This is a genomic window from Thorsellia anophelis DSM 18579, assembly GCF_900111395.1.
GTDB lineage: Bacteria > Pseudomonadota > Gammaproteobacteria > Enterobacterales > Thorselliaceae > Thorsellia > Thorsellia anophelis.
Genome location: NZ_FOHV01000022.1, coordinates 14,365 through 35,870, shown reverse-complemented (window position 1 = coordinate 35,870; position 21,506 = coordinate 14,365). Strand labels below are relative to the sequence as shown.

Here is a 21,506-nt window from a genome sequence, read left to right as displayed (position 1 = left end):
CGCTACACATTAAAGTGCAACTCTCAATTCAAGTTATTGTATTATAATATCTTTAAACTTCTCTTTTTAAATTATACTCACCTTTGTACTCACTTTGGTAATTGCTGGGATAAAAGGCAAATATAACGCTTTTTTAGAAGCTGTAAAATTAAATGGGAGCGAAAGATTGGCTATGATAAGTTAACGGAAGCTCATTAAGATATATTAAATGATATCGCAAAATATTACAGGACCATCAGGACTTATGGTTATAACGGTGGTCTGGTCCCATGTAGTTCAGAACAATTGTTTAGGAAAATCTCTGAAAGAGTATTGAGCCTTAAAAATAACCTTTAGGTAATTATTAGGCTGTAGGTTATGAATAACTCTTGAGTTATAATGTTATAATTGGTATTATAAACACATGGTTTTATGTACTTTTCAACAAGGAGTGATTATGTGTTTGAACTAATTTTTCATCCTGAGGCTGAAGAAGAGATATTAAGTCTTGAGAGTAAAATGCAAGCTAAAGCTTTAGCAGCACTGGATAAACTTGAGGTGCAAGGAAATCATTTAAGGTACCCTGATACAGATACTATCCAAGATGGGTTGTTTGAATTGCGAGTAGGCAAGAAAGATATTACGCGAACATTTTTTGCTTTTGCAAAAGAAAAACGAATTTATATTTTACGTACGTTTGTAAAAAAAACGGCAAAAACGCCGAAAAATGAAATTAAATTAGCAATAAAACGATTAGAGGAATTAACAAATGAAAACTAAAGGTATCCCTTACTCTAAAGTTAAAGAAAAAGCTTTGATGAATAATGATGTATTAAACGCTTATTTAGTTGAAAAACTGGAAGAAGAAGTACAAGAGTTATTAATTTCCATGAAAAAAAGAGCAGGTCTTAATAGCACACAAGTGGCAGAAAGAATGGGAATTACACAGCCAGCGGTGAGTAAGTTAGAAAAAAATGCCAGTAAAGCAAGCATGAAAACACTGGAACGATACGCTTTAGCTTGCGGTACAAGTATAAGGCTTGTTTTGCAAGAACCGCCTCAATTAGGCTAATAAGGTTCCGTTTCCGAAATCTTATCTATGTTGAGATTAGTTTGTAAAACGCGTGTATCTTTAAGTTGAAATCGAAACTAGAAAGAAGAAATTATGGCCCTGTAACTAAATTAGTTAAGGGTCATTTCAAATCGTTATGTATAGAACACCAATAATCCATTCAATACAAATCGCTACACATTAATATGTAAATTCACAACATCACAATAAAAAATAGCCATCAAGATGCGTAGCCTAATTCATCTAAAGCCTTTCCATCAAGATAAGCAACTTTATCTTTAAGGAGTAATCGTCCATCAATAAACCACTTAATTACAAGAGGATAGATCTGATGTTCTTGATATTTAACTCTTTCAATCAACATTATTTCATCATCCCCTGGAAAAATAGGAACTTTAGCTTGTAAAATTACAGGGCCAGAGTCTAAACCACTATCAACAAAATGAATACTCGTACCATGTTCAGTATCACCATTCTCAATAGCACGCTTATGTGTATTCAACCCTGGATATTTGGGCAACAATGAAGGATGAATATTAATCAATTTACCAGTAAAAGTATGAACAAAATCGGCAGTGAGTATAAGCATATAGCCCGCTAAAACAACTAAATCAGGCTTATACTGTAGAATTTGTGCAGCGAGTTTCTTATCGAAAGCCTCTCTATCAGGATAATCCTTTGTCAATATCACTTGGGTTGGGATATTCGCATCACGAGCAAATTGCAGCCCACCAGCTTGTGCTTGATTAGAAAATACTGCAACAACTTCAGCATCTATTGGCTGAGATATTGTTTCAAGGGCAGTGGGTTTGCAATTTTCAATAATTGTCTTAAGGTTAGTACCTGATCCTGAAATCAAGACTACTATCCTTTTTAATGCGTTAGGTTGAGCTGTCATAGTTTTTGGTTATCATTCAATTAAAAAAATGCAAAGCCGCGAATACAAATGCGGCTTGAATATTGATTATATAATTGTGACTTGTTCAGTCTGTTCATCTGTACGAGCAGTAATATGGCCGATTAACCAAGCATTTTCTCCTGCTTGGTTTAATAATCTAATTGCTTCATCTGCAGATTCATTCGGCAAGGCAATGATCATCCCAACACCACAATTGAAAGTACGATACATTTCGCGAGTAGTGACATTTCCCTCAGTCTGCAACCAATTAAATATAGCAGGCCACTTCCAACTTGATGAATCTATTACTGCGCTCAGATGAGAAGGTAGAACTCTTGGTATGTTTTCCCAAAATCCACCACCGGTAATATGCACTAAAGCATTCACCTGCACATTAGCAATCAATTCCAATACCGACTTAACATAAATTTTAGTCGGTGCCATTAAATGATCAGCTAGCGGCCTGCCATCTAATTGAGTGGTATTAGGGCATGCATGACTCAGCTCTAGAATTTTACGGATTAATGAGTATCCATTTGAATGTGGGCCACTTGAACCAAGCGCAATTAAAGCATTACCCTCAGCAACCTTAGTTCCATCAATCAACTTAGCTTTTTCAACAACACCAACACAAAACCCAGCAAGATCATAATCTTCGCCTTCGTACATACCTGGCATTTCAGCGGTTTCACCTCCAACTAATGAACACCCTGCTTGTTCACAACCATAGGCAATACCTTCAATTACTTTCGTTGCAGTATCAACGTTCAATTTACCTGTTGCATAATAATCTAAAAAGAAAAGTGGTTCTGCGCCTTGCACGATAAGATCGTTAACGCACATAGCAACTAAATCAACACCAATTGTCTCATGGCGTTTTAGATCCATTGCTAACCTTAATTTAGTTCCAACCCCATCTGTACCCGAAACGAGTATAGGCTCTTCATATCCTTTAGGTATAGCACAAAGTGCTCCAAACCCACCTAATCCCCCCATAACTTCAGGCCGACGGGTACGTTTTACTGCTCCTTTAATTCGCTCGACAAGTTCATTACCTGCATCAATATCCACACCAGCGGCACGGTAATCTAATGAAGGTCTTTCAGTATTTTTGAGTTGTTCTGATTGATTTGGTGTATTCGAATGGTTCACTATGTTAGCCCTAAAAATATATAATAAAAATAACGACGGCGCTTAAAGCGCCGCCATTTTAAACTATTTTGTAGAATTAATCTCATTCCAAATTTCAGCATTTTTTATGCCTAATTTTTCAGGGTGAAAAACAGGGGTTTTTCCTGCTTTCTTTTGTGCTTCGTAATCTCTTAAAGCTTTAATTGCAGGAACGAATAAAATCAATATTGCGATAATATTCATCCACGCCATAAGACCTACACCAATATCCCCTAAGCTCCATGCGGTTTTACTTGCATAAATACAGCCTAAAAAGACAGTGACAACACTCCCAAAACGTAATAAGTTAATCCAAATTTGTGACGGTTTATTTTTAAATAAGTATGTTAAATTGGTTTCTGCCATGTAGTAGTAAGCAATTATAGTTGTAAAAGCAAAAAATAAAAGTGCTATTGCCACAAACCCCTTTCCAAAACCAGGTAAAACAGATTCAATTGCATGTTGTGCAAATGCTGATCCAGCTTCAACCCCTTGCAAACCAACATAAATAAATGCATCAGGATTATTAGGATCAACTACATTATATAGCCCTGTTGATAAAATAATAAATGCTGTTGCAGTACATACAAATAACGTATCAATATAAACTGAAAAAGCTTGCACATAACCTTGTTCTGCAGGATGCTTCACTTCAGCAACAGCAGCTGAATGTGGTGCACTACCTTGACCTGCTTCATTAGAATAAAGTCCACGCTTCACACCCATTTGGATTGCTTGCCAAATGACGGCACCTAACACAGGTCCCATACCAAAGGCACTTTCAAATATTAAAGTAAGCATACTTGGAATGGCTTTGAAATTAATTCCTATGATTACTAAAGCAACTGCAATATAAGCCAATGCCATGAAAGGTACAACCCATTGAGCAAAGCTAGCAATACGCCTAATTCCACCAAATATAATAAAAGACATCACAATTGCAAGTCCAATTGCAGTATAAATTGGCTTAATATCCCATGCAACCGTTAAACTTTCTGCAATAGCATTTGATTGTGTTGTCGGCATTAAAAAACCCCATGCCAAAACCGTAAAACCCGCAAATATTAAAGCATACCATTTTTGTCCCATCGCTTTTTCAATATAATAAGCAGGTCCACCGCGATAATAAGCGTTCTTATCCTTTTGCTTATAAATTTGTGCTAAAGTACATTCTACATAAGAAGTAGACGCGCCTAAAAAAGCAACAACCCACATCCAAAATATAGCGCCAGGCCCTCCTACACCAATTGCTAATGCAACTCCGGTAATATTCCCTGTCCCTACACGCCCAGATAAGGACATTGCAAATGCTTGAAAAGATGAGACGCCTGAATCCGAGGACTTATTTTTCAACATCAAGCGTATCATCTCTTTGATGCCTCTTATTTGCATAAATCGAGTTGCAACTGAAAAAAAGACTCCAGCAAATAAACATAATCCAATTAAAGGATAGCTCCAAACTAATCCTTGAATGGTTTCTAATATTGAGGCAATACTATTTATTATTGCTTGCGCTTCCATATAACTACTTTCTCCTTTTATCGTTTTGTCATTTCTACAAATACTCCCTACGTTTTTAAAATTGTGTATCTTAAAAACCTTTAATAACTGACATACTAAAGTGTAGCCCACTCTTTTGGGGGTAAATAATCAGTTAGTAATTCTGCTTCTTTTGAATTAGCTTCCACTTCATAACCATATGACCACTTAACTAATGGAGGCATAGACATTAAAATAGATTCAGTACGCCCACCTGTTTGTAATCCAAATAAAGTCCCTCTATCCCACACTAAATTAAATTCAACATATCTCCCTCGACGATATAATTGAAAGTCTCTTTCTCGTTCACCATAAGATAAATTCTTCCTACGCTCTAAAATAGGTAAGTAAGCATCTAAATACCCCTCACCTACCGCTTTAGTAAAAGCAAAAGATTGGGCGAAATTTGGGGTATTAAGATCATCAAAAAATAACCCTCCAACGCCCCTAGCTTCTTGCCGATGTTTCAAGTAAAAATACTCATCACACCATTTTTTGTACTTAGGGTACACTTCAGACCCAAAAGGCAAACAAATTGATTTTGCCTGGTTATGCCAATGAATTACATCCTCTTTAAATGGATAGTAAGGTGTGAGATCAAATCCACCACCAAACCACCAAACAGGCTCCGCTCCTGGCTTTTGCGCTAAGAAAAAACGAACATTTGCATGTGACGTTGGTAAGTAGGGATTTTTAGGGTGCATAACGATTGATACACCTAAAGCGTGAAATGATCTCCCCATTAATTCAGGGCGATGTGCAGTTGCTGAAGCAGGCATTGACTCGCCAAAAACATGGGAAAAATTCACTCCGCCTTGCTCAAAAATCCTACCATCTTGAATAACGCGACTTCTTCCACCACCACCATCTTCACGTACCCATTGCTCTTCTTTAAACGTTTTCTCACCATCTACTTTAGCAAGCTCCAGACAGAGCTTATCTTGTAAACTCATGAAAAAGTCTTTAATTTCATTAATTTTAATTTCAGCTTCACTTATCATACGAGTGTAATATTAGGTTGTGTTGTATGCACCATGATAATTTAATGGTAAAACAAGGTGTTATTTAATAGGTTAAGATTTAACTAGCATGGGGCCTAATGGTTTACCCCCAACAAGATGAATGTGAATATGATAAACCTCCTGTCCCCCATGTTCGTTACAGTTCATAATTAAACGATATCCATCTGTTGCGATCCCTTCTTGCTTTGCAATTTTAGCGGCAACAGTCAGCATGCGGCCTAATGTAAGCTCATGCTCAGTTTCCATATCATTAGCAGTTGGTATAAGAATATTAGGGATGATTAAAATATGGGTAGGTGCTTGTGGATTGATATCTTTAAATGCAGTAACTAATTCATCTTGAAAAATAATATCTGCCGGTATTTCTTTTCGGATAATTTTACTAAAAATAGTTTCTTTAGTTCGGTTCATTCATTTTCTCCTTCTTTAATATGTCATGATTAAAAACTGTCATTAAGCTCAGCATAACCTTCCTTAGAGTAACTTGCATTTAATTAAGTTTAAATTAAAACACAAAAAAGGATAAATGCAAAAACATATTCTAATTAATTGACTAAAAATTCAGTCTACGCAGAGAAAAGTGCATTTTTAATTATCTAGATAAGATAATTTATATGTTCTATATTGTATAAGATGAATTAATTGTTATTAGCTAAATCAAGCGTAATGGCTTCAAACTCTGCTGAAATTGTAGAGTCGTTAGGACTACCTTCAACCAATCGAATCGATTTAACTGAGTCAGGCAACCTCGGAAAAAAAAGTTGTATATCAACCTTTTCCCCCTCTATGATTTCGTACCACTCACCTTTATTACAGGACTTTATTTTACTGATTTGTTTTTCAAGCGAGTAAACCATGTTAGTATCTACGTCGATAACATGAAATGCATTACCATCGTCAATATCAGAGAGGCAATAACTTCCAGCACTAGCAGTTTCGTTCGTTACTCTCAACATAATTCTAGTTGTAGATTGTGTAGATTCGACTTCAACTAAAGATAAGTTAGGATCATTTTTGGCGTAAAGATTTTGAAATTTTTGAATTTTTGACTCAATAATAGACTGTTTTTGGCTATCTGCTTGGTCATCAATAACTGCCATTGCAGCAAAAGGAATAAATAAAGCCACCACACAGGACTTAAATAAAATAAAAAGTATGTGCTGGAGTGATTTTTGACTTCTATTTAAGGGTAAGTGTTCCACATTTATATCCTATTGAGTATATTTACACTGGCAGGGTGCATTATTACCATACCAGCGCATTAACTATCTATTCTAAAGGTAACAGAGTAATATTATTAATTGCTGTTGGGTTAACACCCTCTTCCTCTACATGCTCCACTAGCTTCATATTTATCGCAGTACTCGGTAATGCGTCAAATACTAATTTTAATTCATACTCTTCCCCATAGCTTGGGTACATGAACCTAGTATCAGGGTCTTGATCAGCACATGAAGAAATTTCACTTACTTGATCCTTTAAAATTAATTCAGCACCAGTATCAGTATCAACTAACCGAAAAGCACTTTCACTTGCAACTGGCCAAACACAAAACCCACTATAACCATCGCCGACAAGCGTTAAATTTAACTCTGTTTCAGTATCACTTCTAGTGATTGAGTTTAACTTTAGTGCGCCTGATTCATCCCATTGGCAAAAAGTTTGAGTCGTTTTTCCATTTTCAGTTGTCAATTCACCTGCTGTGCAATCAGAATAGGGCTCTGCATATGAATATTCATCTTCATAACCGCTATCATATGAGTCAGAATAGATGTCTTCAGAATGATCTGGTGAAAACAAGGTACTTGATAAACCAATAATTACGCCAAGTAAAATCATAAAATTATCCTAATAATTAAAGTAAACCGTTAATTCCATAATATGATTGTTTAAATCTATCAAAAACTAACATTTCCGATTATCTAGCGTTAAACCTAATTTAATTACAAATTCAAGTTACCTTACGCTATTTGACTTAAGTGAACAACAAATAAATCTTAAATATACATTCACAACATGACCCAATTGATACATCAATACCCTTAAACGACTACACAGATAATAATGCATCATAAGATAAATGCGTCATTTGACAAAAATTTTTAGTTGTATTTTCAGCTAAACTTTCAATTGAAATTGATTTTAAATTAGCCAAAAAAGTTGCAACATGTCTCACATTCGCAGGTTGATTCTCTTTACCTCTGAAGGGAACTGGTGCTAAATAAGGTGAATCAGTTTCAATTAACATCCTGTCTATTGGCACAAACTTAGCGACTTCTTGTAATTCACGTGCATTTTTGAATGTCACAATACCTGAAAAGGAGATATAAAGCCCTAAATCTAAAACAGCTCTTGCTGTATCGATATCCTCTGTAAAACAGTGCAACACACCTCCACAACGAGAAATATCTTCAGACTTTAACATTGCAAGTGTATCTTTGCGTGCGCTACGTGTATGGATAATAATTGGTTTATTTAATTCAGCTCCAAGTTGAATATGCTCTGAAAATCTCTGCTGTTGTAGCCTAAGTGTATCAGTCTCGTGATAATAGTCCAATCCTGTTTCACCAAGCGCAAGCACATGCTCTTTAGACGCTAACTCACGAAATTTATCCAACTCGTATTGAGCGTCTTTAACATAACAAGGGTGCACACCACATGAAAATCCAACATGTGGGTTTGCCCCAACAAGTTCAGTCATTTGCTCATACCCTTCTAATGAAGTGGCAACTGCTAACATATACCGAACTTGCTCATTAATTGCATTATCAATCACTTGATTGACATTTTGATGTGTCGTCTCATAATTTAATAAATTTAAATGGCAATGTGAATCAACTAAAAATATACTCATACTAACGTTTAGCTTCCCTAGTGAACAGCTATTCATACCTTCACTTATTATTATGATTTATTTAATCAATTTTAAACACTTTGATTTGATTGATGAGCTCATTTGCTTGTGTTTTTAAAGTGACCGTCATATTATTATTTTCGACAACAAGCTTAGAATTACCAGCCGCACTTGCATCAATCTCTTCCATTGATTGATTAACTTGCGTAATTCCTGCATTTTGTTGCCTGCTTGCTACTACAATATCTGCCATAGCAACTGAAACTTGATTTATACTATCTAAAACAGAGTTCATTGTTTCTCCTGTAGTCACTGCAAGTTCGCTACTATTTTTTATTTGAGAAACGATTTGCTCAATCATTTGCTTAATTTCATTTGCAGCTTTAGAAGAGCGATGGGCAAGCGCGCCCACTTCTCCAGCGACAACCGCAAATCCTCGCCCTTGTTCTCCTGCTCTAGCAGCTTCAATTGCTGCATTCAATGCCAATATTTGGGTTTGGAATGCAATACCATCAATTACATCAACAATACTCACGATATTTTGTGACGATGAATGTATCTGGGTGATATCTTGAACAAGTACACCAACCGCTTGCCCACTTTGCTCAGCAATCTTAGTCGCATGTGCGGCTATACTATCACAATTTTGAGCATTTTCAGTATTTTGACGAACCGTAATCATCATTTCATGTAAAGCGCTTGCTGTAGATTCTACAGCAAATACTTGCTGTTGAGTTTGTGTAAGCAAAGTTTGATTACCTTGATACATATGCTCAGAGATATCAACTACAAGATCAGTAGCATGTTTCACTCGACCTACAACTTGACTTAGATTTTCACCAATTCGGTTTAGACTACTTGCTAAGTCGCCTATTTCATCAAATCTATCTAGATGAATATGTGTTGTCAAATCTCCATCAGCTAATTTATGTGTCTCAGATGTAATATGGTTTAGTGGCTTAGTTATCATTCTTCGAATAATGAAAATCATCAGTAATCCAATAACTAATAACGAAGCAATACCTATAAGGATAAAATGCTGTTGCTGTTCTTTAATAGGTGCATTAATTTCATCTACATAAATAGAGCCAACCACTACCCACTTACGATTTTCTAAATAATTAAATGCAGCTAATTTAGGCCTTAAGGTTTTTTGAACTGGATCATCATAATCGTAAACTAAATACCCATTTTTTTGGTCAAGCATCGCTTTAATAAACTCAAATCCATTTGGATCAGTCAAAGATAATGCATTTTCCCCTTCACGATTCGGATGAATAACAAAGTTCCCTCTTTTCGCCGTATTAGAGGCATCTAATACATAAAAATAACCAGACTCACCTAATTTTATACTATTAATTTGTTGTTTAATAAACATCGTATATTGTGTGATATCTACCCCTAAAAAATAAAGCCCAATAATCTCACCTGCGCTATTTTTTAAAGGTCCGTAAATCGCCATATAATTTGATCCAAAGAGTTCAACTAAACCTGTGTATTCCTTTCCTTGCAATACTAATTCATAAGCAGGGTGCTTAACACCAAGTTTTGTCCCTAACACTCTCTTTCCATCTTTATCTTTCAAGGAAGTCGATATTCTAACAAAATCATCTCCATCTTTCACAAAGATAGTCGCAACAGATTGAGTAACATTAAAAAAATTATCAGGTATGACATTGTCATTATTGACCATTTCACCTTGTAGTTTAAGCACAGGGGTTTCAACCTCATTTACCATGACAGTGTTTTGAGGATCAAGCGAAAATTCACCAGCATAACTTCCTACAAATAAATTATAAAACCGTTTAACCGTTTCTTTAAAATTTTCTTCAGCAATAGTCATTGTACCGACAAGCAACTCAGATCGATCAATTACTCCCTGCCTAGATTGTTGTTCCATAATTTTTCCAGTTGATGCAGTCAAAACTATGGTTAACAAACACAATATAATTGCAACTGTAATTGATAAAATACTCGTTAGTTTAGTACCAAGGGATAAACTTTTACGAGAGTTAGGCGTTATACTAGTGGTAGCATTCATAATAGATATCTCAATACGCTAGGCGTAAATTTTGTAAGCAAAAAGTTATGCTCTAATAGATAAAAAGCTCGTTGTGTGTAAAATGTTACGAAGTAGTATACTAGAAATTGATACAAATATAAATAAATGTAATTAAGAGTAACCAAAAGAAATTGTAAAATAACGATTATTTATACAAGGCGAATCCACGCAACGTATATTATAGATAATTTTGTTCTAGACGATTTTGTTGCCATCTCAGCAGCCAGTTTGTAATCATTAACTCGGTATTAATACTAGGGTTATGTACGAGCGTATATCTAATATGCATAGCCTCTTGTAAATTAATAACCAACATTGTGTGATCTTGCAGGGCTAGTTCTGAGATAATATCTATTCTGTCAATATTAATAAGCGCCTCATTAAGGGCTCTACTGATATCTGGTATTTTGTGTAATGATTGATATTTCAAAGCATCTAGTAAGTAGGCAATTAAAGACTCTAAGTGAAAAAGCCAATTTTCACTTGATAAATAACTAGCGAGCTTTAAATAAGCTTTATGTTTCAGTGCGTCATATAATTCGGTATTAAATGTAATTCTATTTGCCCAATTTGATTCATTTAAAATCTCTGATGCCAAAATCGGAGCGCCATGTGCCAAACGTAATCCAACCTTTAATGAGTCATTATCAAGCTGAGTTCCCTTATCTTTTAACCATTCAATTGCAGTTATTTCTCTAGGTACCAATAATGGATAGGCAAGACATCGACTCTTTATTGTCGCTAGCAATTCGCTAGGGGCATAGGTCGTCAATAAAAAGAAAGTATTGTCTGTTGGTTCCTCTAGAATTTTTAACAATGCATTTGCTGCAGCCTCAGTCAAAATTTCTAAATTCTCAATCTCTATTAATTTAGCTCCTCCTTGGTTAGCATGCTGGTGTAATTCATTTATAACAGTCCTAATCGCATCAACCCCAATACTTTTTTTATCTTTTTCAAGTTCAATAACATGCCAATCAGGATGATTATTTGCATTAATTAATTTACAACTTGTGCAAACACCACAAGCAGTCATAATTGGTGTTTTTTGCTTAGCCTGACACAATAGAAAATGGCCTACAGATTGTATAAGTTCATGCTCGCCTACCCCTTGAGTGCTTTGAAGTAATAGAGCATGATGTCCCTGAGATGTTGCGTACATACCTGCTAATTGCTTATAAGCATCAAAAAGCCATGGTATGTTTGCTATAGATTGTGTATTCATATATTTGAAACTCAACACCAATTTTTCATTGTTCCACTAACCATCATTTACAGCACAAAAAATTGCTGTAAACAAAATTTATCTGCATTTAGAGTAAATATAGTAACATAAGGCTTAAAACACATCACCCATGATTTAGGTATATTCACTTTCAAAGACAATAAGCCACCTTAATAAAGGTTTGTTATGTAATTTTAGCGCTTCAGGTTATAATTAATAAAAGGCTATTTTGATACTTAAGAGCCTTATAAAAAATTATGCTGAGATTTAAAGAGAGTAAATTAATGAGTTTAAAAACTAGTGGTGGGAACCGTCCCCCATATCTTTACTTGGAGAGTTTATGATTATTGTAACAGGCGGCGCAGGATTTATTGGTAGTAATATCATTCACGCTCTGAATAAAAGAGGTTTCAATGATATTTTAGTTGTTGACCATCTTAAAGATGGCACTAAATTTAAAAATTTAGTCGATTTAGATATTACAGACTATCTTGATCGAGAAGAATTTTTGTCTATGATAGTTGCAGGTGAAATATTTGGTGACATTGAAGGAATTTTCCATCAAGGTGCCTGTTCTGCAACGACAGAATGGGATGGTAAATATATGATGGACAATAATTACCAATACTCAAAAGATCTATTACATTACAGTCTAGACCACCAAATTCCATTTATATATGCCTCTTCAGCAGCAACATATGGCGGAAGAACAGAACAGTTTATTGAAGATCGTCAATTTGAAACTCCTTTAAATGTATATGGATATTCTAAGTTTTTATTTGACCAGTATGTACGAAATATTTTGCCTGAAGCTGAATCCCCTGTATGTGGTCTTAGATATTTTAATGTATATGGCCCTCGTGAAAACCATAAAGGCAGCATGGCAAGCGTTGCATTTCATTTAAATAATCAAATGAATAGAGGTGAGAATCCTAAATTATTTGCCGGAAGTGAACGCTTTTTAAGAGATTTTATCTATGTTGAAGATGTTGCCAACCTCAATTTATGGTGCTTAGAAAACCAGATTTCAGGTATATTTAATGCAGGCACAGGAAAAGCGGAATCTTTTGAAGCTGTTGCAAAAGCCGTTATTAAGTACCATGGAAAAGGCACCATCGAGTCCATTCCTTTTCCTGAACATCTAAAAGGGCATTATCAAGCCTACACCCAAGCAGACCTGACGAATTTGCGTAAAGCTGGATTTGATGCGCCATTTCATGATGTTGCAGAGGGTGTTGAAAAGTATTTATCTTGGCTAAATAAAGTTTAAAGCTCTTATTTTTTTCTTAGTTATTTTATTAAGGCTATGCTATGCGAATTTTAATCATAGGCCCCTCTTGGGTTGGCGATATGATGATGTCACAAAGTCTCTATCGTACCATTAAGGCTCTTCATCCTGATGCTATTATTGATGTGATGGCACCTACCTGGAGTCATGCTTTATTGGCTAGAATGCCAGAGGTAAATAAAGGGATTGAAATGCCATTAGGGCATGGCGCTTTAGGATTAAAAGCTCGCTACCATTTAGGGAAAACCTTAAGCCAAAATCATTACACACATGCATACATTCTACCTAATTCATTCAAATCAGCATTAATCCCTTGGTTTGCTAAAATAAAAACACGTATAGGTTGGCGAGGGGAAATGCGTTATGGTCTTTTAACAGATTGTCGGAAATTAGATAAATTGGCATTTGTAAAAATGGTGGATAGGTATGTTGCACTGGCTTACTCCGCTGATAAGATTAAAACAGCTAAGGATATTCCTTCGCCAATCTTAAGACCTAAATTATACGTGACCCAATCTGAGATAAAATTGGTTCAAGAAAAGTTCCTTCCTAAAGCGGTTATTAATACCTTAGCAGAAAGAAAAAAAAACGGTTTAATTGGATTTTGCCCTGGCGCCGAATTTGGTCCTGCAAAACGCTGGCCAGATTATCATTATGCAAAACTTGCTGAAACATTAATTCAGCAAGGACATATTATTATTTTATTTGGCTCAGCTAAAGATGCTCAGATCGGAGAAGCGATTATTGAAAAATTAAGTTCGGAAGCCAAAAACCAATGCTTTAATTTAGCAGGCATAACAAGTTTGGAAGAAGCGATATGTTTAATTGCTGGTTTAGATGGGATGGTCACGAATGATTCTGGTTTAATGCACATTGGTGCAGCATTGGACATTCCACTTGTTGCATTGTATGGTCCAACTAGCCCAGAATTTACCCCACCTTTATCTGATAATGCAGTGATTATTAGACTTATTACTGGTTTTATCAAAATCCGTAAAACAGGTGGAGAATCTGGATATCACCAGAGCTTAATTGATATCACACCTGAGCAAGTGATTAAGACCTTAATACCATTACTAGAGCGCACTCATAAATCAATAACTGAGTCAAAAAGGGATGTCTGACGTGAAAATTTTATTGGTTAAAACCTCTTCTATGGGAGATATTCTACACACACTACCTGCATTAACTGATGCAAAACAATACAACCCAGATCTAATGGTTGATTGGGTAGTTGAAGAAAATTTTTCTCAAATTCCAAGTTGGCATCCATCAATTAGACAAGTGATACCTGTTGCATTACGCCGATGGAGAAAAAGTTGGTTTAGCCAAGAAACAAAAGAAGAAAAAATAGAATTTATTAAAACACTTCAATCAAATAATTATGATTTAGTCATTGATGCACAAGGACTAATTAAAAGCGCATTTTTTATTGTGCGCCATGCTAAAGGCACTAAGCATGGATATAACTTTAAAAGTGCAAGAGAAGGATTAGCCAGTTTATTTTATGATATAAAGCACCCCGTTAGTTGGGAGCAGCATGCAGTTAATCGCATCAGAGAGCTTTTTTCAAAAACCATGAATTATCCTCTCCCTACTACTCAAGGTGACTACTCAATTGCAGATCATTTTTTACATCAAGATGCTGCTAATAACCTTAATATGAACACACAACCATATTTGGTTTTTTTGCACAGCACAACACGTGATGAAAAACATTGGCCAGAGGAATATTGGACTAGTTTACTTGAGCAAGTACACACGTTAGGATTTAAAGTTAAATTGCCTTGGGGTACCAGTGCAGAAAAGGATCGAGCCAAACGCCTCGCATCCAAATTTAATCATGTAACCGTACTGCCCAAGTTATCTTTAGCTGAGGTTGCCAATGTGATTGCCCATTCTACAGCAGTGATTTCAGTTGATACTGGGTTAAGTCATTTAACCGCTGCCTTAAGTCGTCCTAATATCACATTATTTGGCCCCACTGATCCTAAATTAATTGGTGGATACGGCGAAAATCAATATTCAATTATAAGTGAAACTGGAGTGTTAAAAGATTTACACCCCTCAATTGTATTTGAAAAACTCCAAAAAATTATCCAACTTTAACCAGAAAGATTATTAGAGAGTTTTTAGGGTGACTTATGCCTTACTCATTTTGTTGATGACTACAATAACAAAACAGCGAAGGTATTCATAAAAGAAATTGATCTCATTAAAATAAAAAACCGCAAGTATACTTGCGGTTTTTTATCATATCAAAATACTATCTGATTATTTTTTCTTAGCTTTTGGATTAGGCAAATCAGTAATACTGCCTTCATAAATTTCAGCAGCTAATCCAACAGATTCATGTAACGTTGGATGGGCATGAATAGTAAGTGCGATATCTTCTGCATCACAGCCCATTTCAATCGCTAATGTGATCTCACCTAATAATTCACCACCATTAGTGCCAACAACTGCCCCACCTAAAATACGGTGAGTAGCTTTATCAAAGATAAGTTTAGTGACACCGTCAGCGCAATCTGATGCAATAGCACGCCCAGAAGCAGCCCAAGGGAAGCTTGCTGTTTCATAAGCAATGCCTTTCTCTTTTGCTTCTTTTTCAGTCAATCCAACCCAAGCAACCTCCGGCTCAGTGTAAGCAATAGATGGAATGACTTTAGGATCAAAGAAATGTTTAAGGCCTGAAATCACTTCCGCTGCAACATGCCCCTCATGCACCCCTTTATGAGCAAGCATAGGCTGACCAACAACATCCCCAATTGCAAAAATATGGGGGACATTTGTACGTAATTGCTTATCAACATGAATAAAACCACGCTCATCAACATTAATACCCGCTTTTTCAGCAGATAATTTCTTGCCATTAGGTGCACGGCCAATTGCAACAAGCACAGCATCATAGGTTTTAGTAAATGAACTACCATCTTTCGCTTCCATCGTAACATGGATCGCATCAGGCTTAGCTTCAACCTTAGTAACTTTCGTTTCTAACAACAAATTAAATTGCTTACTGATACGTTTTGTATACACTTTGACGATGTCTTTATCTGCAGCTGGAATAACTTGATCAAACATCTCAACAACATCAATTTCTGTTCCTAATGAATGGTAAACAGTTCCCATTTCAAGACCAATAATACCACCGCCCATTACAAGCAGTTTTTCTGGAACAACTTTTAGCTCTAGTGCATCAGTAGAATCCCAAATACGAGGATCTTCATGTGGGATAAAAGGTAGCTTAATTGGATGTGAACCAACTGCAATTATCGCATGTTCAAATGTAATCGTTGTTTTACTGCCATCATCTGATGTCACTTCTAACGAATGAGAGCCTGTAAAGTTAGCAGTTCCTTGAACCGTATCAACTTTACGTCCTTTAGCCATACCAGCAAGACCACCTGTTAGTTGAGTGATGACTTTTTCTTTCCACAAACGGACTTTATCAATATCAGTCTTTGGCTTTCCAAAAACAATACCGTGATCAGATAAAGATGCCGCCTCATTAATCACTTTTGCAACATGCAATAAAGCTTTAGAGGGAATACAACCTACATTCAAACATACACCACCAAGAGTAGCAAAACGTTCAACAATAACCGTTTTCATTCCTAAATCTGCACTACGGAATGCTGCAGAGTATCCAGCTGGGCCGGCGCCGATAACAACCACTTGTGTTTTAATTTCTGTGCTCATGATAACCTCAAATCTCATTATTTTTTTGGTTTGTACTACCACGAATATCGTTCATCCCTAAGTATGGCATCAAAGCTTTCTCCTCTAACGCGATACTTAGAATGATTTCCCTAAGTTTACAATTAAATATTGCCTACTTTTACATAATTAAACGACGTAAATCTGCAATCACAGAGCCTAGATAAGTGATGAATCTTGCACCATCTGCACCATCAATTACCCTATGATCATAAGATAATGAGAGTGGTAACATCAAACGAGGTGTAAACTCTTTACCATTCCAAACAGGCTTCATGGCAGATTTTGAGACGCCTAAAATAGCCACTTCAGGTGCATTCACGATTGGGGTAAAAGAAGTGCCTCCTAACCCACCTAAACTAGAAATGGTAAAACACCCACCTTGCATATCAGAAGCAGTTAGTTTACCTTCACGAGCTTTTTTAGAAATAACAGCTAATTCACGTGAAAGCTCCACTATTCCCTTTTTATTGACATCTTTGAATACAGGAACAACTAAACCATTTGGTGTATCAACTGCCACGCCGATGTTAATGTATTTTTTCAATATCAATTTTTGAGCATCTTCAGATAGCGAGCTATTAAAGCGAGGGAATGCCTCTAATGCTTTAGCTGCTGCCTTCATTAAAAAGACTAATGGTGTAATTTTAAGATCCATTTTTTTCTTTTCTGCTTCTTGATTTTGCTGTTTACGGAATGCTTCCAAATCAGTAATATCCACATCATCAAATTGCGTAACATGTGGAATCATAACCCAGTTTCGGCTTAAGTTTGCACCGCTCAATTTTTGAATTCTTGATAATTCAACCTCTTCGGTTTCACCAAATTTAGCAAAATCCACTTTTGGCCAAGGTATTAAGCCTAAACCAGCACCACTATTTGCTGTCGCACCCGATTCAACTTTCTTAATTGCATCACGCACATAAGCTTGAACATCTTCACGTAAAATACGATTTTTACGCCCTGTTCCCTTAACTTTAGCTAAATTCACTCCAAATTCACGAGCTAAACGACGCACTAATGGTGTTGCATGAACATATGCATCATTAGCTTCAAACTCATTTTTACTACTCGCTACTGATGATGCAGGTGATACTGCTGAAGTTGCCTGTGCTTTTGGCGCTTGTGCAGCTGGTTGCGATGCTTGAACTGGCGCAGTAGTGTTAGCGCTTGAAGTAACAGTAAAGATCATAATCGGCGATCCTGTTTTTACTTTATCGCCAACTTTAATCGTCACCTCAGAAACAATTCCATCACATTCTGCAGGGACTTCCATGGAAGCTTTATCCCCTTCTACTACGATAAGAGATTGTTCTTTCTTAATGCTATCACCAACTTTAACTAATACCTCTGTCACATCAACTTCATCAGAACCAATATCTGGTACAGAAATGACTTTTGTACTACTTACAGAGGTATTTTGCACCGGCGCTGCTGCCACTGCTGGTGCACTAGCTGATGCGCTAGTAATTGAGAATGCCATAATTGCCGAACCAGTTTTAACCTTATCGCCGACATTAATCGTAATAGCACTCACAACACCTGCTTTAGGTGACGGCACTTCCATAGACGCTTTATCGCCTTCAACAACAATTAAAGATTGCTCTTGTGTAATAGTATCGCCTACTTTTACAAGAATTTCCGTGACATCTACCTCATCATCACCAATATCTGGTACAAATATTGTTTCAATCACAGCAGAATTCGTTTGAGTAGTCGCCGCTAACGATGTTGCTGGTTTCTCATCAGAAGCAGCCACTCCTGCTTGTTCAAAAATCATAACCAAAGATCCAGTTTTGACTTTATCTCCAACATTGACAAGAATTTGAGCTACTTTACCAGCTTGCGGTGAAGGTACTTCCATAGAAGCTTTATCACCTTCTACAACCATAAGTGATTGTTCAAGTGTGATAGTGTCACCGACTTTAACTAACACCTCGGTCACATCAACTTCATCATCCCCAATATCGGGTACAAAAATTTCAATAGTCATGTTTTATCCTCTCATCACTTAAGCCAAACGCGGATTGACTTTCTCGCTGTTAATACCATATTTTTTAATTGCGGCAGCAACGACATCTTTGCCAATAACCCCTTTATCTGCTAATTGGCCTAAAGCAGCAATCACAACATAGTGTTCATCTACTTCAAAGTGATTTCTTAAATTATCACGGCTATCTGAACGACCAAATCCATCAGTTCCTAGAACTGCATATTGTGTTGATGGTATAAAACGACGAACTTGTTCAGCAAATAGTTTCATATAATCAGTTGATGCAACAGTCACATCTTCACTCAAAACAGTTGAAATATAAGGAGTACGAGGTGTTTCTGTTGGATGTAATAAATTCCAACGTTCACAATCTTGACCATCACGTGCAAGTTCAGTGAATGACGTCACACTGAACACATCTGAACCAATACCGAAATCATCTGCTAGAAGCTGAGCTGCAATACGAACATGACGCAAAATAGATCCAGAACCGAGCAACTGAACTTTTGCTTTCGATCCAGCAATACTTTCAAGTTTATAGATCCCTTTGCGAATTCCTTCTTCAACACCCTCTGGCATAGCTGGCATTGCATAGTTTTCATTTAGTGTGGTGATATAGTAATAAACATTTTCTTGTTTCTCACCATACATACGCACTAAACCATCATGCATAATAACAGCGACTTCATAAGCAAAAGCGGGATCGTAAGAAATACAATTAGGAACCGTTAAAGCTTGAATGTGGCTATGCCCATCTTCATGCTGTAGACCTTCCCCATTTAGGGTTGTGCGGCCTGACGTTCCTCCAATTAAGAAACCTCTTGCATGTTGATCGCCTGCTAACCAGCATAAGTCGCCAATTCGTTGGAATCCAAACATAGAATAATAGATATAAAATGGGATCATCGGTAAATCATTTGTACTATATGAGGTAGCTGCAGCAATCCAAGAAGCCATCGCGCCTGCTTCGTTAATTCCTTCTTGTAGAATTTGACCTTTCTCATCTTCTTTATAATAGGCCACTAACTCTTTATCTTGAGGCGTATATTGCTGTCCCCTTGCACTATAGATTCCAATTTGGCGAAATAAACCTTCCATACCAAATGTTCTTGCTTCATCAGCTAAGATTGGTACTAAATGCTCTTTGATACCAGTTTTAAGAAGAATATTTAATACACGTACAAATGCAATTGTTGTAGAAATCTCTTTCTTTTGCTCTTCAAACAATGGACTAAATTCACTTAATGCAGGAATATCTAATTTATGAGTTGTATTTTTCAATCTAGTTGGTAGATAGCCACCAAGTGCTTGACGACGTGAATGCAAATACTCATATTCTTCTGAACCTTTTTCAAAGGTAACAAAAGGCAATGACTCAATATCGGCATCAGATACAGGCACATTAAAACGATCACGAAAATGTCTAATATCATCCATATCCATTTTCTTGACTTGATGAGCAATATTTTTACCTTCAGCTGCATTCCCCATGCCGTAACCTTTGATTGTCTGAGCTAAGATTACAGTTGGTTTACCTTTTGTTTCCGCGGCATTTTTGAAGGCAGCATATACTTTCTTAACATCATGACCACCACGGTTAAGAGACCAGATATCATCATCAGATAAATCAGCGACCAACGCAGCAGTCTCAGGGTAACGACCAAAAAAGTGTTCGCGAACATAAGCACCATCTTTAGATTTAAATCTTTGAAAATCACCGTCTAAGGTTTCATTCATTAATTGAATTAACTTACCAGAAGTATCTTTTGCAAATAGTGCATCCCAACGCTCACCCCACAAGACTTTGACTACATTCCAGCCTGCACCTGCAAAAATACCCTCTAGCTCATTAACAATTTTACCATTCCCAGTTACAGGCCCATCTAGGCGTTGTAAATTACAGTTAATGATAAAACATAAATTATCTAATTTATCTCGCATAGCAACAGTGATGACGCCTTTTGATTCTGGTTCGTCCATCTCACCATCACCTAAAAATGCATAAACACGTTGATTTGAAGTATCTTTTAGCTCTCTATGCTCTAGATATTTTAAGAATTTAGCTTGGTAAAGCGCATTTAAAGGCCCTAGCCCCATTGATACGGTTGGAAATTGCCAAAATTCAGGCATTAAATGTGGGTGTGGGTACGATGAAAGGCCATTACCATTTAATTCTTGACGAAAATTACTTAATTGCTCTTCGGTTAAACGCCCTTCAACAAATGCACGAGAGTAAATACCTGGTGAGATATGGCCTTGGAAATAAACTAAATCTCCGCCATCTTTATCTGTCCGCCCACGGAAAAAATGATTAAAACCAACTTCATACATAGTAGCAGCTGATTGGTATGAGGATAAGTGCCCCCCTAACTCTAAATCTTTTTTTGATGCGCGTAATACCATCATAATGGCATTCCAGCGGATAACCGAGCGAATACGTCTTTCCAAATCGCTATTACCTGGATACGCAGGCTCATCTTCAACACGTATAGAGTTAATATAATCTAATGTGTTTGTTCCGGCTGCAATGTTAACTCCGCCATTTTTTGCTTTATCTATTAATGTTTCAAGCAAATATTGGGCGCGTTCAACGCCTTCTTCGCGAATGACTGATTCAATCGCTTGGAGCCAATCTTGTGTTTCGATTGGGTCTACATCATTGGTAAGATGTGTTGACATGGTTTACG

The 21,506-nt window shown here is 36.5% G+C and carries 18 protein-coding genes; 5 read left to right on the top strand and 13 right to left on the bottom strand.

Going from position 1 to position 21,506, the window contains the following annotated elements; all coding sequences use genetic code 11:
- Positions 1-438: 438 nt before the first annotated feature.
- Both BMW37_RS11160 and BMW37_RS11155 read left to right on the top strand, forming a co-directional pair.
- Positions 439-759, top strand: coding sequence for a type II toxin-antitoxin system RelE/ParE family toxin (locus BMW37_RS11160; protein ID WP_093321049.1), 321 nt, complete (start codon positions 439-441; stop codon positions 757-759).
- Positions 749-1,051, top strand: a complete 303-nt coding sequence (locus BMW37_RS11155) for a helix-turn-helix domain-containing protein (RefSeq protein WP_093321047.1) — start codon at positions 749-751, stop codon at positions 1,049-1,051. The genes BMW37_RS11160 and BMW37_RS11155 overlap by 11 nt, the downstream gene beginning before the upstream one ends.
- Before the next feature lie 220 nt (positions 1,052-1,271).
- Here the strand turns inward: BMW37_RS11155 and purN are convergent, their stop codons facing one another.
- The 10 genes from purN to BMW37_RS11105 form a co-directional block, all read right to left on the bottom strand.
- Positions 1,272-1,949: a phosphoribosylglycinamide formyltransferase gene (gene purN / locus BMW37_RS11150; RefSeq protein ID WP_093321044.1), complete on the bottom strand. Its 678-nt coding sequence runs from the start codon at positions 1,947-1,949 to the stop codon at positions 1,272-1,274.
- Between the two features lie 66 nt (positions 1,950-2,015).
- Positions 2,016-3,101, bottom strand: a complete 1,086-nt coding sequence (gene purM, locus BMW37_RS11145) for a phosphoribosylformylglycinamidine cyclo-ligase (RefSeq protein WP_093321042.1) — start codon at positions 3,099-3,101, stop codon at positions 2,016-2,018.
- Between the two features lie 63 nt (positions 3,102-3,164).
- On the bottom strand, positions 3,165-4,640 hold the full coding sequence (locus tag BMW37_RS11140; protein ID WP_218139528.1) for an alanine/glycine:cation symporter family protein: 1,476 nt from the start codon (positions 4,638-4,640) through the stop codon (positions 3,165-3,167).
- A 95-nt stretch (positions 4,641-4,735) separates the two neighbouring features.
- Positions 4,736-5,659, bottom strand: coding sequence for an oxygen-dependent coproporphyrinogen oxidase (gene hemF / locus BMW37_RS11135; protein ID WP_093321039.1), 924 nt, complete (start codon positions 5,657-5,659; stop codon positions 4,736-4,738).
- Positions 5,660-5,731: 72 nt separating this feature from the next.
- The gene (gene hinT / locus BMW37_RS11130; RefSeq protein WP_093321036.1) at positions 5,732-6,091 is read right to left on the bottom strand and encodes a purine nucleoside phosphoramidase; all 360 of its coding nucleotides are present in this window, start codon (positions 6,089-6,091) and stop codon (positions 5,732-5,734) included.
- A gap of 227 nt (positions 6,092-6,318) precedes the next feature.
- Positions 6,319-6,882: a hypothetical protein gene (locus BMW37_RS11125; protein WP_093321034.1), complete on the bottom strand. Its 564-nt coding sequence runs from the start codon at positions 6,880-6,882 to the stop codon at positions 6,319-6,321.
- 67 nt (positions 6,883-6,949) lie between these two features.
- Positions 6,950-7,519, bottom strand: a complete 570-nt coding sequence (locus BMW37_RS11120; protein ID WP_093321030.1) for a hypothetical protein — start codon at positions 7,517-7,519, stop codon at positions 6,950-6,952.
- Between the two features lie 211 nt (positions 7,520-7,730).
- Positions 7,731-8,528 carry a YchF/TatD family DNA exonuclease gene (locus BMW37_RS11115; RefSeq protein WP_093321069.1) on the bottom strand — a complete coding sequence of 266 codons (798 nt, stop codon included), beginning with the start codon at positions 8,526-8,528 and terminating at the stop codon, positions 7,731-7,733.
- 67 nt (positions 8,529-8,595) lie between these two features.
- Positions 8,596-10,575 (bottom strand): methyl-accepting chemotaxis protein, encoded by a 1,980-nt coding sequence (locus tag BMW37_RS11110; RefSeq protein WP_093321027.1) that lies wholly within the window; start codon positions 10,573-10,575, stop codon positions 8,596-8,598.
- A gap of 199 nt (positions 10,576-10,774) precedes the next feature.
- Complete coding sequence (locus tag BMW37_RS11105) at positions 10,775-11,818, bottom strand: DNA polymerase III subunit delta' C-terminal domain-containing protein (protein ID WP_093321025.1); 1,044 nt, start codon at positions 11,816-11,818, stop codon at positions 10,775-10,777.
- A gap of 340 nt (positions 11,819-12,158) precedes the next feature.
- Between BMW37_RS11105 and rfaD the strand changes: the two genes are divergently transcribed.
- Genes rfaD through rfaC form a run of 3 tightly spaced genes read left to right on the top strand, consistent with a single transcriptional unit; the run spans position 12,159 to position 15,215 of the window.
- Entirely contained in the window at positions 12,159-13,088 is a 930-nt protein-coding gene (gene rfaD / locus BMW37_RS11100; RefSeq protein ID WP_093321022.1) for an ADP-glyceromanno-heptose 6-epimerase, read from the top strand.
- A 41-nt stretch (positions 13,089-13,129) separates the two neighbouring features.
- Positions 13,130-14,230 (top strand): lipopolysaccharide heptosyltransferase II, encoded by a 1,101-nt coding sequence (gene waaF, locus BMW37_RS11095; RefSeq protein ID WP_093321020.1) that lies wholly within the window; start codon positions 13,130-13,132, stop codon positions 14,228-14,230.
- A gap of 1 nt (position 14,231) precedes the next feature.
- Positions 14,232-15,215, top strand: coding sequence for a lipopolysaccharide heptosyltransferase RfaC (rfaC, locus tag BMW37_RS11090; RefSeq protein ID WP_093321017.1), 984 nt, complete (start codon positions 14,232-14,234; stop codon positions 15,213-15,215).
- A 165-nt stretch (positions 15,216-15,380) separates the two neighbouring features.
- Here the strand turns inward: rfaC and lpdA are convergent, their stop codons facing one another.
- From lpdA to aceE, 3 genes are all read right to left on the bottom strand, one after another.
- Positions 15,381-16,808 carry a dihydrolipoyl dehydrogenase gene (gene lpdA, locus BMW37_RS11085; protein WP_093321014.1) on the bottom strand — a complete coding sequence of 476 codons (1,428 nt, stop codon included), beginning with the start codon at positions 16,806-16,808 and terminating at the stop codon, positions 15,381-15,383.
- Between the two features lie 139 nt (positions 16,809-16,947).
- Positions 16,948-18,819: a pyruvate dehydrogenase complex dihydrolipoyllysine-residue acetyltransferase gene (gene aceF / locus BMW37_RS11080; protein WP_093321012.1), complete on the bottom strand. Its 1,872-nt coding sequence runs from the start codon at positions 18,817-18,819 to the stop codon at positions 16,948-16,950.
- A gap of 18 nt (positions 18,820-18,837) precedes the next feature.
- A complete protein-coding gene (gene aceE, locus BMW37_RS11075; RefSeq protein WP_093321010.1) occupies positions 18,838-21,498 on the bottom strand; it encodes a pyruvate dehydrogenase (acetyl-transferring), homodimeric type in 2,661 nt (886 codons plus the stop codon).
- Between the last annotated feature and the right edge of the window lie 8 nt (positions 21,499-21,506).

Bases quoted from the DNA above. Each gene is read 5' to 3' on its own strand.
- BMW37_RS11155 (WP_093321047.1), top strand. From the start codon at position 749: ATGAAAACTAAAGGTATCCCTTACTCTAAAGTTAAAGAAAAAGCTTTG.
- purN (WP_093321044.1), bottom strand. From the start codon at position 1,949: ATGACAGCTCAACCTAACGCATTAAAAAGGATAGTAGTCTTGATTTCA.
- BMW37_RS11140 (WP_218139528.1), bottom strand. From the start codon at position 4,640: ATGGAAGCGCAAGCAATAATAAATAGTATTGCCTCAATATTAGAAACC.
- hemF (WP_093321039.1), bottom strand. From the start codon at position 5,659: ATGATAAGTGAAGCTGAAATTAAAATTAATGAAATTAAAGACTTTTTC.
- hinT (WP_093321036.1), bottom strand. From the start codon at position 6,091: ATGAACCGAACTAAAGAAACTATTTTTAGTAAAATTATCCGAAAAGAA.
- BMW37_RS11120 (WP_093321030.1), bottom strand. From the start codon at position 7,519: ATGATTTTACTTGGCGTAATTATTGGTTTATCAAGTACCTTGTTTTCA.
- BMW37_RS11110 (WP_093321027.1), bottom strand. From the start codon at position 10,575: ATGAATGCTACCACTAGTATAACGCCTAACTCTCGTAAAAGTTTATCC.
- BMW37_RS11105 (WP_093321025.1), bottom strand. From the start codon at position 11,818: ATGAATACACAATCTATAGCAAACATACCATGGCTTTTTGATGCTTAT.
- rfaD (WP_093321022.1), top strand. From the start codon at position 12,159: ATGATTATTGTAACAGGCGGCGCAGGATTTATTGGTAGTAATATCATT.
- waaF (WP_093321020.1), top strand. From the start codon at position 13,130: ATGCGAATTTTAATCATAGGCCCCTCTTGGGTTGGCGATATGATGATG.
- lpdA (WP_093321014.1), bottom strand. From the start codon at position 16,808: ATGAGCACAGAAATTAAAACACAAGTGGTTGTTATCGGCGCCGGCCCA.
- aceF (WP_093321012.1), bottom strand. From the start codon at position 18,819: ATGACTATTGAAATTTTTGTACCCGATATTGGGGATGATGAAGTTGAT.
- aceE (WP_093321010.1), bottom strand. From the start codon at position 21,498: ATGTCAACACATCTTACCAATGATGTAGACCCAATCGAAACACAAGAT.